Below are 13258 nucleotides of genomic sequence, written 5' to 3'. Positions count from 1 at the left end.
ACGGGTATTTGCTTGTGGGTGAGAACAGCCCTACGCCCCACTAAGTTCCTGAGAACGGCTTCACCAGGCGGAAACCTGCACAGGCTGCCCCTTTAATGAAACAGCTCGCCCAACACAACCAAAGGCCCAAGCAAACGGCAAAAGAATCCCCAGCCAAAGAAAAAACTTGGTGGGTCTGGTAAAGCCTGAATCAATCTAAAAAACCTTCACAGGCCACTTAAAAGCCATTTAGTAGGAGGAAGATCTTGGCGGAAAGCATTTGGTTAATTTTGTGCTATTTTAGATAAAATAATGTCAAAACGAACGTGCGTTTATTTCGTATTTCGGGTTCCAAGCTTATCTTTACTTAGCCAAATCTGTGTCTTGAGGAGAAGGAATGTTTGGGACCGACACAGCAGCTCACCCGCGGTCAGAAAAGAATCTATACCTTAACCTATACCCCCTACTTATGCCTGTCTTCTTGGAAAAAACCGGATATTCAGCATCGCTTCAGCCTATTTACCAGGAAAAGCTAAATTGGCTTCAGCAAGAGTTGCGCCCCCACCGCGCCGCTCTGATGCAACACCCGCTCTACGAGCAAATCTATGACCTGGCCGACCTGCGCACGTTCATGGAGCACCATATCTTTGCCGTTTGGGATTTCATGAGCCTGCTGAAGAGCCTGCAGCGTCACCTGACTTGCGTAGACGTGCCCTGGACTCCGCACGGAAACCCTTCTAACCGCCGTCTCATCAATGAGATTGTGCTGGAAGAGGAAACCGATGTAGACCCCGAAGGCAACCCCATCAGCCACTTTGAACTCTATGTGCGGGCCATGGAAGAATGCGGTGCCGATACCCGCCTCATCCATGAGTTTATGGCAGGCTTGCACCAAGGCAAATCTGTGTTTGCGCAACTGGAGAACCTGCCAGTGCCGGGCAACACCCACGACTTTGTAGAACACACCTTCCAGATCATCCAGAGCGGACAAGCCCACCGCATTGCCGCGGCCTTCACCTTCGGGCGCGAGGACGTGATTCCGGATATGTTCCGCTGCCTCATCGGTGACCTGAACCGCCGTTACCCGGGTACCCTTGACACCTTCCAGTTCTACATGGACCGCCACATTCAATTAGACGACGAAGTGCACTCACCCTTGGCCATGCGCATGGTAGCCGAGCTGTGCGGCGATGACAAGCACAAGTGGGAAGAATGCCGTGATGTGGCCGTGGCCTGCCAGAAGATGCGCCTGCACCTGTGGGATGGTATCCTGGCCAGCATCCAGCGTTTCTAGGCTGCTCAAATCCTTTGCAAGCGGGTTGTCGTACTGTAAGAGCACAGACCTTAACACGCAAGACTATGGATTTAGAGAACCTTAGCTCCAACAGCGAGAATATTGAGAACACCGGCTACCTTATTTTAAAAGCCTTCAAAGCCAAGGGCACCCAAGCCGAAGAAGTATTAGAATGGACTGAAATTTACCCTTTCCTGCACCAGGAGGATGAAAAACTCCACTACCAGGATGTGCAGAAGCGGGCCGAAGAACACCTCCGGAACCAAGGCTATGCTACGCCAGATCCGGCCGGGCTGCGGTTGACTCCTGTGGGCTACAAAGCTATACAGGAGCTGGATGATGAGGATTTAAGTCAAAGCAATGCCCGATAAGCTTACGCCCATGCAGACGTTTAGGAGGAGTTTTTGGAAAAAGGGACGGAAAACGTCTGGGTTGGTGCTGTGCGCTTTATGGGGGATTCTGGTCATTGGTTGTACCTCGTCCAGGGAAAACCCGCCACCGGCAGCCGCAGAACCGGCACGCACTTACCGGACTACGCCCACCACGCGCGACCTGAACAACCAGGCGAGCCAGGTGAACCAGAAAAAGAACATAGAGGACCGCAACCCCAACTCACCCGGCAATCAGACCCCGGCGGTACGAAGCCAGAAAATCTTACCGGGCCGACAGCCGGTAGCGCCAGACACCATCCGGCGCCCACCCATGCCACCCGCCATTGGTACCACTACCGGCAATTAGTATAAAAGCCGTTTAAGGCCGTTTTTCTGAAAACAACCCCAAAACGCCGCGCCTTCTTAAAGAGGTCGCGGCGTTTTGTTTTAGTGGTGGGGTCTTGCTCAATTATTGCTTTTTGCCGGCAGACCCACCCCAACCCCTCTAAGGAGGGGATTCCTAGAATGTGTCAGAAAGGTATAGAAACTGTTGGACCCATTTGAGGCTCTCGCCTCACTGCAGTTACAAACTGCAGGTCTTTTTGGGTCCAAGTCGCAGACTTGAACCATAATAGAGGAAAGAGAAAGGAAAACAAGGAAAAGAAAACAGCCCAACTGCGGCAGGTCGGGGCGAAGGCCTACAGGGGGCCGAGCACCGGCTTGTCGCACGGAAGAACTTCTCATACAGCAGTGGCCCGCGTCTACTATGAAAAAGATAGCCTTAGCCGGGTGGTACCCTCAAGTGAAGAAAAGACTGTCTGAGCGTCAGCGAGTTTCCTTTCTTCTTGATTCTTTTGGTTAGGTTGAGCATCAAGGATCAACCTGACAAACCCCAGCAGGATGCGGCTGCAGCCAAGGAGTTAGTAGGTAAGAAAGTAGGAAGTAAAGACTGGAATCAACCCTGTAGTTATAAGGCTCAGCAGAAGAAGTCATTTGCTTCGCCCCTTCAAAGGGAGAATTCACATTTAATAAGCGTATTCCAGAAAAGGACGCGGAAACGGAATAGAGGTTGTCTTGTTTGTTAGCTTAGATATCCGCAGACACCTCCACCAAAGACCGTTCTGAGAAAAGAAACACCTCTGGTGAAAGCCCATTTTTGACCAAACAACCGAAGAAAAAACCTCCCTGCAAATTCACTATATTTGCCTTTTCAAAGAAAGAACATGGCTGAGACAACCTATCCCCAACGATATACCATCACCGCGGCGTTGCCCTACGCCAACGGTCCCGTACACATCGGGCATTTGGCCGGCGTCTACATCCCCGCTGATATTTACGCACGCTACCTGCGCTCCCGCGGCCGCGATGTAAAGTTTGTCTGCGGGTCAGATGAACATGGCGTTCCTATTACTATTAGAGCGAAGAAAGAAGGCATCACGCCGCAGCAGGCCGTGGACAAGTACCACGAACTGATCAAAAGCTCCTTCGCCGATTTCAATATCTCCTTTGATATCTATTCCCGCACCTCGTCCAAGACGCACGCCGAGATCGCCTCCGGGTTCTTCCGGAAACTGTATGACGAAGGCAAGTTCATCGAGCAGACCACCCAGCAGTACTTCGATGAGAAAGCCCAGCAGTTCCTAGCCGACCGTTACATTGTGGGCACTTGCCCCAAGTGCGGAAACGAGAACGCCTACGGTGACCAGTGCGAAAGCTGTGGCACGTCTTTGAACGCCACGGATTTGATCAACCCGAAAAGTACCTTGAGCGGCGAGCCACCGGTGTTGCGCGAGACCAAGCACTGGTATTTGCCCCTGGATCAGTACGAGGCCTGGCTGCGCGAGTGGATTGTAGACGGACACAAAAACGACTGGAAAACGAACGTGTACGGCCAGTGCAAAAGCTGGATCGATCAAGGCTTGCAACCGCGTGCCGTAACCCGTGACCTGGACTGGGGCGTGCCGGTACCCGTAGAAGGCGCCGAAGGAAAAGTGCTCTACGTGTGGTTCGATGCGCCAATTGGTTATATCTCGGCTACCAAAGATCTTACGCCAGACTGGGAAACCTACTGGAAAGACAAAGATTCCAAATTGGTGCACTTCATCGGGAAAGATAACATTGTATTCCACTGCATCATCTTCCCGGCCATGCTCAAGGCCCACGGAGACTATGTACTGCCCGATAACGTGCCGGCCAACGAGTTCCTGAACCTGGAAGGCAACAAAATCTCCACCTCTCGCAACTGGGCCGTGTGGCTGCACGAGTACATGCAAGACTTGCCCGGCAAAGCCGATGTACTGCGCTACGTGCTCTGCGCCAATGCCCCGGAGACCAAAGACAACGACTTCACCTGGAAAGACTACCAGGCCCGGAACAACAACGAGCTGCTCGCGGTCTTTGGGAACTTCATCAACCGGGCGGTGGTACTCACGCACAAATACTACAACGGAGCAGTTCCGCAACGCGGCGAGTTGACGCCTTTCGATGAGGAAGTGCTGGCCCAACTGGCTGATTTTCCTGAGAAGATCGCTGTGTCTTTGGAACTGTACCGTTTCAAGGAAGCTTTGGGCGAACTCATGAACCTGGCCCGTTTGGGTAACAAGTACCTGGCAGATACCGAGCCCTGGAAACTGATCAAAACCGGTGCTGTGCGCGTAGAAACCATCCTGAACATCGCGTTGCAGATCTCGGCTAGTCTGGCTATCCTGTCTGAGCCGTTTTTACCGGAAACGGCCAATAAGCTCGGCAACATGTTGAACTACGCTCCCGGCAAATGGGACGAGGCGGGTTCTGCAGATCTACTGCAACCAGGACACACCATCGGGGAAGCCGCGCTGCTGTTCGAGAAGATTGAAGACGCCGTGATTGAGGCGCAAGTGCAGAAACTGCTGGATACCAAAAAGGAAAACGAATTGGCCAACGCCGTTGCCGCGCCCGCTAAAGAGGATATCACCTTTGACGATTTCTCTAAGATCGATATCAGGATAGGGACTATTCTGGAGGCTGAGAAAGTAGCCAAAACCAAGAAACTCCTGAAGCTTAAAGTAGACACCGGCTTGGACCAGCGCACCATCGTGAGCGGCATCGCGGAGCACTTCAACCCTGAGGAAATCATCGGGCAACAAGTGTCTGTGCTGGTGAATTTGGCGCCGCGCGAGATCAAAGGCATCGTGAGCCAGGGCATGCTCCTGATGGCCGAGAACGCCGATGGCTCCCTGGCATTCATGCAACCGTCCAAAATGATCGTGAACGGCGGCGGAGTTAGTTAACTGAATGTACCCGTCGTTTTTGGACTATTTCCTTAGAAAGAAGCCAGAAACAGGAATCAAGTAGAAAAGCTCCGTCTGGATTTACCAGCGGAGCTTTTTCTTTGCAGGTCTTGCGGGCTCGTCCATTATCTGGAAGGTCACGGGTATTACGTACCTGGATTTTACTGGTCTACCCTTTACCAAGGCAGGGTTCCAGGCAGCTGAAGCTTCCAGTTTTTGAAGGACTGCTTTATTGAAACCGTTGTATGAGCTGTTGTTTAGAGCCACAAAGTCTCTCAAGTGGCCTTCATCATCTATCGTAAACTGTATGTAAATGGTGGCTTCTATGTCAGAACGGAGTTCATCCTCTGGATAGGGGATAGAGGAGGCCAGTTTCTTCCTAAAGGCAGTTAAGCCATTCTTGGGCTCGGCCATTTTATCCAGCTTAATGAAGATGGAATCTTTCTGAGCCGGCCGGTACGTGAAGGCAGAAACCAGCAGGGAATCTTTATAGAAGTAGTGTGAATTTTCTGTGCTGTCTTTGTTCCAGTAACTGCTGTTGCCTGTGCCTTTGACCAAATATGGTTTGTTGGCACTATTCCACAATTGTGCGTAAACCACGCGCGTGTCATTGGCAATAATGTCAGAAGAGGGTTGTCCAGCATTCGTGAAGGTATGCACCTTGGCCTTTAGGTTGCTGAAATAAGGCTCTACCAAATAATCGGCTTGGACTTTGACATACCATAAATAGGCATCGGCTTCGTCTAAAGAGTCAGTGCCGGTTATAAAGCTTTTCTGCTTCAGCGTATTGCTTTCATAATCTTCTACCCGCATTTTATTTCCCTCTAAGAAGTAGTGCCTTTCAAAGTCGGTCTTTACGGTACGACGGGTTTGAAAGCTTTTTGAAAAGTATTTAACTTCTTGTGAGAAGGCAGTTAAAGAAAGAAAGCTGAACAGGAAGAAAAATAGAACGCGCATTGCGAATGGTGATGTTGTATATATATGCTTGCGAATATATGAGAAAGAAGTTATTGCTGCAGTATAAGAAAAGTATAAAAATGGTAGCAGGAATCAGGTCTACTTTTGGTTCTTCCATATAGACCTGTTTCATAATACCTGCGCTTGGCCTTTCAGGTGGCCTTGCTATCTTAATTGGTCTGGGTAGACGTAGGTATCCGGTTATCTTTGGGATGGCAGAGACGCCAGAAAAGCAAAGTTCGATGGGTAATGATTTTTGATGTTAGGACCGAACGTAAGGATTCCGATATTCATGCAGACTAACAAAACAGGGAGAGAGATGCCGGTAGAAAATCAAGGAAGATGCTAGTAAAACCAAGCGAACAGCCACTTTTAAGGCTGTTTTCTGGAAAGAGGCTATAAACAGGAAACTTCCCTTTTCTTTTACTCCCAAGTTTACCGTGGGTTCTCTTCTACTCCCGAACCTTGAGTACAATCTTCCCGATGTGTTCGCTGCTTTCCATCAGTGCATGGGCCTGGGCAGCCTCGGTTAGGTCAAACCTCTTGTATAAGACAGCCTTGAATTTTCCCGCTTCCAGCAAGGGCCAGACGTGCTTTTCTATGTCGGCGGTGAGGGAGGCTTTGAAATCTGCATCACGGGGGCGTAGGGTGCTGCCGGTAATAGTGAGCCTTTTTTGCATCACCTGACGGACATCGAACTGGCCCTGGGCACCATGCATGGCATTGATGAACACCAAGCGGCCGTCTGGGTGGAGCAGGTTCAGGTTTTTGGGGATGTAATCGCCGCCTACCATGTCCAGAATCACGTTTACGCCCTGGGCTTTCAGTTCTTCCTCAAAATCTTCGGTTTTGTAGTTGATGCAGCGGTCGGCACCTAGGGCTTCGCAGGCCCGGCATTTTTCCTCGCTGCCTGCCGTCGCGAAGACCTTGGCACCCCAGGCCTTTGCCAACTGGATGGCCGTAATCCCGATGCCGCTGCTTCCGCCGTGTACCAACAGGGTTTCCCGGGGTTGAAGCTTTCCGCGTTGGAAAACATTGTGCCAGACGGTGAACACGGTTTCAGGCAGGGAGGCGGCTTCTTCAAAGCTCCAGCCCCGGGGCAAAGGCAGACAATGGTGAGCATCAACTACCGCATATTCGGCGTAGCCACCCCCGGGCAGCAAGGCACAGACAGCCTCTCCGGGTTTCCGGTGCTTCACTCGCTCCCCACAGGTTTCTATGATGCCCGCGATTTCCAGGCCCGGAACATCCACCGGGGCTCCGGCCGGCGGCGGATAATGGCCTTTGCGCTGGGCCACATCGGGGCGGTTGATACCAGCGGCGTGCACCCGTACCAACACCTGGTGCGGAGCCGGAATAGGCTTATCGCGTTCCTGGATCTGCAGCACCTCGGGTGCTCCGGGTTGGGAAATCACCACTGCTTTCATGGCTTTACGGCTTTGGGGTTTCAGGGAAGGCAGGCACCACCTGCACATACACCGGCGAAGGCACCGCGGCCGAGTTGCCGGTATAGGTCAGCTTGCCGGTTTGCGCATCTACTTTATACGTGGTAATGCTATTGGATTTTTGGTTAGCCACCAGCATGGTTCTGCCTGAAGGGCTGAAAGTGAAATTACGCGGCCAGTTGACTTGGGTGGCCATGTGCTGCACCAGCGTGAGTTTGTTTGTGTCCTGGTTTATAGAGAAAACCACAATGCTGTTATGGCCGCGGTTAGAACCATAAAGAAACTTACCATCGGCGGAGACGTGGATATCGGCGCAGGCGTTTTCCCCGGTATAGCCGACAGGAAGGGTAGGAACGGTTTCAACCTCGGTCAGGGTGCCGTTGTCTGGGTTGTAGGTGAAGGTAGTGAGGGTAGAGTTCAGTTCATTGATCACGTACGCGAACCGCTTGTTCTTGGGATGGAACGTGAGGTGCCGCGGCCCCGCCCCAGACTTGGCTGTAAACACAGACTGCCGCTCCAACTTGCCATCAGATTTATTTAGTCTATAGCTGATGATCTGGTCAATGCCTAAATCTACCGCCAAGGCGAAGTTGTTCTCAGGATCGGGCAGAATGCAGTGGGCGTGCGCCGCGTCTTGCTGCGGCCGAGGTCCTTTTCCTTGGTGTTGCTCCATGTCTGAGGAAGAACCTAACCGTCCATCTTCTTGCAGCAGGAAGGTAGAAATGTTCCCGCCCACGTAATTGGCTACCAAGGCCACCTTGTTTTTGTGGTCCAGGCTGATGTAGCAGGGAGCGCCACCCAGCGACGGTTGGCGGTTCAAAAAGGTCAGGTTACCGGTTTTCTGATCAATGGCGAAGGCGCTGACCGCCCCGCTTTTCTGGCCTTCAAACTCGGTGGTTTCGTTTACCGCGTACAGGTGCTTTCGGTCGGCATCCAGGGTAAGAAAAGAAGGATTCTCGCCCGCTTTCACGGCAAAGGACCGGGTCAAGGCGCCTGTCTCCTCATTTAAATTATAAGCGAAAATGCTCTCGGCATCTGGTTTGGCATATGTACCAATGTAGACCATCATATCTTTCTGAGTTGCTTTTTGCTTAACGGAAGTACAGGCGGCCAGGATTATGCTTAGCCCCAGCAGGAGGGAGGTCAGAGTTTTCATAGGTCGTTTTAACGAAGATTTCAGGAAAGATGCCAAAAAAGATCAAGAACCAGAAAAGGCTTTCTTGTTTTAAGGCCAATTTCCGGAAGAAGGCAGGAAAACAGAAATCGCCGTTGGTTTTACGCCGCCTGCAAACGCCTTACCACCAGATAAAAGCCGATGGCTGCCACCACGCATAGCCCGCTGGCACCCCACCACAACGTGTCAAACCCGAAACGGGCGATGGTGCTGGTGCCCACGAAGGGCCCGATGATGTGCGCCGCGGAGTAGGAAAGGCTGTAGAGACCCATATAGGAGCCTCGGTTCTGCGGGCCCGAACGTTGCACAGTAAGAGTACTCATAAACGGCATCGCGAATATCTCGGAAAGGCTCATGAGCAGCACCGACAACGCCAGCACTATAAATCCCTGAGCCACATTGAGCAGCACAAACGCCAAAGCCAGCATCAGGAGGCCCGCCACAATCATCTTCCAGAGCGCATGCTTATCCCCGATGAGGTACACGATGATCATCTCCAGCAGAAATACCAGCAGCCCATTGAACGCCAGCAAACCGCCAATCTGCAACTCAGAAAGTTGGTACACTTTTCGGTAATACAGCGGCATGGTGGAGAAGAACTGGAAGAAAGCCACCGCAAAACAGCAGCACAGCAAGGTGAACAGCAAGAAGAGCCCGTCGCGGTAAGGAGAACGGGTAGTTTGTGCAGGTTGGGTTTCGCCTTCGGGCGATGAAGACCTGGGGGCGTGACCCTGTCTGTGCCGGAAATAAAAGAAGAATAGAACGCCCGCGCTCAGGCAGGTAATCCCATCGGCCATGAAAAGCCACTGGTACGAGACCGTGGCCAGCACGCCGCCTAGGGCCGGCCCGATGGAAAAGCCCAGGTTAATAGCCATGCGGTTCAGGGAGAAAGCGCGGGTTACGTTCTCGGGCCGGGCATAGGAACTCACCGAGGACGCATTGGCCGGACGCAGGCATTCGGTGAAGAGGCTGAGCAGAAAAATGCCTCCCGCAAAAAGGTGGAACTCCTGCAGCCAGAGCATGACAAAAAACCAAGCGCCGCCCAGCATCAGGCTGAAGAACTGCACCTTGAAATGACCAACCTTATCGGTGAGCCATCCGCCCAGGAAGGTACCGCACATAGAGCCCACCCCAAACAGACTCAACAGCACCCCCACTTGTTGCAGGGTGAAACCCAGAGCCTCGGTGAGGTACACGCTCAGGAACGGCACCACCATGGCCCCGCTCCGGTTGATGAACATGATGACCGCCAGAAGCCAGGCCTCGCGGGAGAGGCCCCCGAAAGCGTTGGCGTAAAGGGATAGAATTCGTTTCATGTAAAGCTGGGCGGCATAAAAGTAGAGAATTGTCTCCAATACCGGTAATACCCCGGCAGAGCTACAAGGAAGGAGCCTTCCTTAACATCCTCGGTCAGGAAGCCTGAAGGCGGCGCACCACCAGGTACAATCCGCCCGCGGCGAGTATGCACAAGGCGCTGCATCCCCACCACAGCGTGTCAAACCCGAACTGGTCAATGGTATTGGTGCCCACCAACGGACCAACGATATACGCCACCGAGTAGGAGAGCGTGTACAGCCCCATGTAAGATCCCAGGTTCTGTGAGCCGGCACGTTGGGCGGTGAGGGTGCTCAGGAAGGGCAACACCAGTATCTCAGAGAGGCTCCAAAAAATCACTGAAACCACCAATATGAGAAAACCTTGGGCTAGGGTAAGCGCCAGGAGGGCCAAGGCCAGCAGAAACAATCCGACCACAATCATTTTCCACAAGCCTTGCACCTTGCCCAGCCAGTAGACGATGACCATCTCCAGGGATACCACCAGTAATCCGTCAAAGGCCAGCAAGGCACCTATCTCAAACTTAGACAAATGGTGCACCTGGTGCCAGTACAGCGGCATGGTGGTGAATAACTGGGAAAACGCCACTAAATAACAGCAACTCAGAAACGCGAAAACCAGAAAAAGGGGGTCTCGGTAAGCAGATGATCGAACGTTGGAGAAGGAGTTTTCAGGTTCAGAAGGGTGGTTTGGAGGTGCATCGGGCAATGCGTTTTTGGGCCCGTTCCGGAAAAAGAGGAAGAAAACGGCACCGGCCGCAAAGCAGGTGAGCCCATCGGCTAGAAAGAGAAACTGATAGGATACCATGGCCAACAGACCACCTATGGCCGGACCGATGGAGAAGCCCAGGTTCATGGCCATCCGGTTCAGGGAAAAGGCCCGCGTCACGCTCTCCGGTGAGGAAAAGGAACTCACCGCGGCAGAATTGGCCGGATACAGGCTCTCGGTTAAGGCGCTCAGCAGGAACAGGCCCCCGGCTAGCAACTCGAACCGCTGCACCCAAATCATGGCCAGAAACCAGGAGCCGCCCAAAAAGAAACTCAGCAGCTGCACTTTGACATAGCCCCACCGGTCAGTGAGCCAGCCCCCCAGCAGATTGCCCACTGTAGCCCCCAACCCGAAGAGACTCATCAGGACACCCACCTGCGGCAAGCTGAAGCCCAGCGACTCAGTGAGGTACACGCTCAGGAACGGCACCACCATGGCTCCGCTGCGTTTGATGAACATGACAAAGGCCAGAAGCCAGGCCTCACGGGAGAGACCCTGGAAGGCATTACGGTAAAGAGAGAGAAGTTGGGCCATGGGCTGATGATGCGGCACAAAAGTAGACAAATGCGGCTAATCCAAAAGCCAACCTTTAATAAGAATAATGCGCGTATGCAAAATGAAAAAAGCCAATCCTGCGCCCGCCAGAGGAAGTTTCAGAAGGGTGTCTAAGAGCGTAAAACAAGCTGCCATTATCGTCAAATCTATACCCCGGCGGACTGACTGAAACTAACTTTCTGTGCTAGAAAAGGAGATCGGCGTTTTGGGGCGGATTTCAGAAAACCCACCCCAAAACGCCGATCCGTTTTGCTGCTTTAACCGCGGTTATTTATTGAAGAAGTTCATGGTGCGCTCCAGCCCGATTGTCCCGAAGGAGAGGCTCATCTCGGCGGCTTTCTCAATGTAGGTCTGTAAGTCAATCTTCTCGTCCTCAGAGAATGGGCTCAGCACATAATCTACCTGCCGACCTTTGGAGAACTGCGAATCTACCCCAAACCGAAGGCGCGGGTACTCGTTGTTGCCCAAGGTTTCTTCAATGTGTTTGAGGCCGTTGTGCCCGCCGGCGCTGCCCTTGGCCCGCATGCGAAGTTTCCCGAACGGGAGAGCCAGGTCATCGGTGATGACCAGCATCTGCTGCGCCGGGATCTTCAGAACGCTCAGCCAATGGGCCACAGCCTTTCCGCTCAGGTTCATGTAGGTGGTAGGTTTTACCAGGGTGAAATGCTTGCCCTTGGTCTTGAACTCGGTCACGAAGGAATGGCGGCCGGTGTCAAAAGAAACCTCATGCTTTTTAGCCAGGTAATCCAACACCATAAACCCGATGTTGTGCCGCGTATCTGCGTATTCAGGACCTATGTTGCCAAGGCCCACAAGTAAATATTTCATATCGGTTGGGATGTCATCTGATGGCAATGAAGGCTTCTTCGCGCCAAACCAGTTGACTAAACGTGTAAACATCCTGCAAAGGTAAGGGCTTGGAGGTTTTGGGGCTAATTTTTGGAAAACATCCCTGAACCGGGGATTGCCTAAATAGCTTCCAGTGCTTGACCCAGGTCTGCAATCAGGTCTTCGGCCTCCTCAATGCCCACTGACAAACGGATCAGGCCCACGCTAATGCCCATTTTCTCCTGCTGTTCCTGGGTAAGACCGCGGTGCGAGGTGCCCAACGGGTACGAGATAGACGTAGTAACCCCGGCCAGCGAAGGTGCAAACGGAATGTGCGAAAGGGCTTTCATGAACCGATTTACAGCTTCGGTATCATCAGCGATCCTGAAAGACAGCATGCCCCCGAAAAGGCCGTTCCCCTGCTTTTCAGCGATGGTATGCTGCGGATGATCGGCTAGGCCGGGATAGAAAACCGCCTGCACTTTGGGGTGTTGTTCCAGGAACTCGGCGATGGCCTGGCCATTGGTGGAATGCTGGCGCATGCGCAGTTTCAGGGTTTTCAGGCCGCGGGCTCCCAACCAGCTCTCAAACGGACTCAGGTTCAAGCCCCAAGTCCGCATGATCTGCCCCGCGCGGGCAGCGTCTGCCTCATTTTTGGAAATGACTACGCCTGCCGTCACGTCACTGTGGCCCGAGAGGTATTTGGTCACGCTGTGGATGACCATATCCGCGCCTAGTTCCAGTGGACGCGTGAGAATAGGCGAGGCGAAGGTATTGTCCACCACCAGTTTGATGTTTTTGCTTTGGCACTCCTGCGCGAGTTGCGCCAGGTTCATCACCATCATCATAGGATTACTGATGGTTTCGGCCAGGAACAGTTTGGTGTTGTCGCGCACGTAACCTTCCAGTGAGTAGATATCATTCGTCGGTACGTAGGTCACCTCTATTCCCAAGCGGGAAAGCTCATTGGAGAGTAGGGAAGAAGAGCCTCCGTAGATTTCCTCGGCGCAAAGCACATGGTCGCCGGCCTGCGCGTGTACCAGCACCGCCGTCAAGATCGCTGACATGCCAGATGAAGTTGCCACCGCCCCTGCTCCCCGCTCTAGTTTGTTTACTTCCTGCGCAAGTTCCTCTGAGTTGGGGTTGCCGTAGCGGGTGTACATGTAATGCTGGCCCGGCTCCTGAAAATAAGCTTCCAGGGCATTAAGGTCATCAAAGGTGAAAACAGAGGTTTGATAGATGGGGGTGATCTTAGGCGAAATGGACACGGAGCTGATTTGATT

At 52.8% G+C, this 13258-nt stretch carries 11 protein-coding genes; 4 read left to right on the top strand and 7 right to left on the bottom strand.

The features are described 5' to 3' along the window. The first annotated feature begins 448 nt into the window (after nucleotides 1-448). From EFB08_RS02900 to metG, 4 genes are all read left to right on the top strand, one after another. On the top strand, nucleotides 449-1273 hold the full coding sequence (locus EFB08_RS02900; protein WP_123125385.1) for a DUF3050 domain-containing protein: 825 nt from the start codon (nucleotides 449-451) through the stop codon (nucleotides 1271-1273). 65 nt (nucleotides 1274-1338) lie between these two features. Further along, entirely contained in the window at nucleotides 1339-1644 is a 306-nt protein-coding gene (locus EFB08_RS02895; RefSeq protein ID WP_123125384.1) for a hypothetical protein, read from the top strand. Beyond that, nucleotides 1634-2011: a hypothetical protein gene (locus EFB08_RS02890; RefSeq protein WP_125077635.1), complete on the top strand. Its 378-nt coding sequence runs from the start codon at nucleotides 1634-1636 to the stop codon at nucleotides 2009-2011. Before EFB08_RS02895 ends, EFB08_RS02890 begins: the two co-directional genes overlap by 11 nt. Before the next feature lie 856 nt (nucleotides 2012-2867). Continuing rightward, a complete protein-coding gene (metG, locus tag EFB08_RS02880) occupies nucleotides 2868-4913 on the top strand; it encodes a methionine--tRNA ligase (protein WP_123125624.1) in 2046 nt (681 codons plus the stop codon). An 81-nt stretch (nucleotides 4914-4994) separates the two neighbouring features. On the opposite strand, the gene EFB08_RS02875 is transcribed toward metG, so the two are convergent. The 7 genes from EFB08_RS02875 to EFB08_RS02845 form a co-directional block, all read right to left on the bottom strand. Further along, a complete protein-coding gene (locus EFB08_RS02875; protein WP_165864781.1) occupies nucleotides 4995-5726 on the bottom strand; it encodes an energy transducer TonB in 732 nt (243 codons plus the stop codon). A 596-nt stretch (nucleotides 5727-6322) separates the two neighbouring features. After that, a complete protein-coding gene (locus tag EFB08_RS02870) occupies nucleotides 6323-7297 on the bottom strand; it encodes an NAD(P)H-quinone oxidoreductase (RefSeq protein ID WP_123125380.1) in 975 nt (324 codons plus the stop codon). 4 nt (nucleotides 7298-7301) lie between these two features. Then, nucleotides 7302-8471, bottom strand: a complete 1170-nt coding sequence (locus tag EFB08_RS02865; protein ID WP_123125379.1) for a lactonase family protein — start codon at nucleotides 8469-8471, stop codon at nucleotides 7302-7304. A gap of 119 nt (nucleotides 8472-8590) precedes the next feature. After that, nucleotides 8591-9805 carry an MFS transporter gene (locus EFB08_RS02860; protein ID WP_123125378.1) on the bottom strand — a complete coding sequence of 405 codons (1215 nt, stop codon included), beginning with the start codon at nucleotides 9803-9805 and terminating at the stop codon, nucleotides 8591-8593. Nucleotides 9806-9899: 94 nt separating this feature from the next. Next, nucleotides 9900-11126 (bottom strand): MFS transporter, encoded by a 1227-nt coding sequence (locus EFB08_RS02855; RefSeq protein ID WP_125077634.1) that lies wholly within the window; start codon nucleotides 11124-11126, stop codon nucleotides 9900-9902. A 288-nt stretch (nucleotides 11127-11414) separates the two neighbouring features. Beyond that, a complete protein-coding gene (pth, locus tag EFB08_RS02850; RefSeq protein WP_123125623.1) occupies nucleotides 11415-11975 on the bottom strand; it encodes an aminoacyl-tRNA hydrolase in 561 nt (186 codons plus the stop codon). A gap of 140 nt (nucleotides 11976-12115) precedes the next feature. Continuing rightward, on the bottom strand, nucleotides 12116-13243 hold the full coding sequence (locus EFB08_RS02845) for a trans-sulfuration enzyme family protein (RefSeq protein ID WP_123125376.1): 1128 nt from the start codon (nucleotides 13241-13243) through the stop codon (nucleotides 12116-12118). Nucleotides 13244-13258: the final 15 nt, after the last annotated feature.

Source organism: Rufibacter latericius (genome assembly GCF_003721515.1).
Taxonomy (GTDB): domain Bacteria; phylum Bacteroidota; class Bacteroidia; order Cytophagales; family Hymenobacteraceae; genus Nibribacter; species Nibribacter latericius.
This window is presented reverse-complemented; position numbering and strand designations above follow the sequence as displayed.

What these genes read in the sequence shown, in the direction of transcription:
- EFB08_RS02875 (WP_165864781.1), bottom strand. Translation starts at nt 5,726, where the DNA reads ATGCGGGTAGAAGATTATGAAAGCAATACGCTGAAGCAGAAAAGCTTT.
- EFB08_RS02870 (WP_123125380.1), bottom strand. Translation starts at nt 7,297, where the DNA reads ATGAAAGCAGTGGTGATTTCCCAACCCGGAGCACCCGAGGTGCTGCAG.
- pth (WP_123125623.1), bottom strand. Translation starts at nt 11,975, where the DNA reads ATGAAATATTTACTTGTGGGCCTTGGCAACATAGGTCCTGAATACGCA.
- EFB08_RS02860 (WP_123125378.1), bottom strand. Translation starts at nt 9,805, where the DNA reads ATGAAACGAATTCTATCCCTTTACGCCAACGCTTTCGGGGGCCTCTCC.
- metG (WP_123125624.1), top strand. Translation starts at nt 2,868, where the DNA reads ATGGCTGAGACAACCTATCCCCAACGATATACCATCACCGCGGCGTTG.
- EFB08_RS02865 (WP_123125379.1), bottom strand. Translation starts at nt 8,471, where the DNA reads ATGAAAACTCTGACCTCCCTCCTGCTGGGGCTAAGCATAATCCTGGCC.
- EFB08_RS02900 (WP_123125385.1), top strand. Translation starts at nt 449, where the DNA reads ATGCCTGTCTTCTTGGAAAAAACCGGATATTCAGCATCGCTTCAGCCT.
- EFB08_RS02890 (WP_125077635.1), top strand. Translation starts at nt 1,634, where the DNA reads ATGCCCGATAAGCTTACGCCCATGCAGACGTTTAGGAGGAGTTTTTGG.
- EFB08_RS02855 (WP_125077634.1), bottom strand. Translation starts at nt 11,126, where the DNA reads ATGGCCCAACTTCTCTCTCTTTACCGTAATGCCTTCCAGGGTCTCTCC.
- EFB08_RS02895 (WP_123125384.1), top strand. Translation starts at nt 1,339, where the DNA reads ATGGATTTAGAGAACCTTAGCTCCAACAGCGAGAATATTGAGAACACC.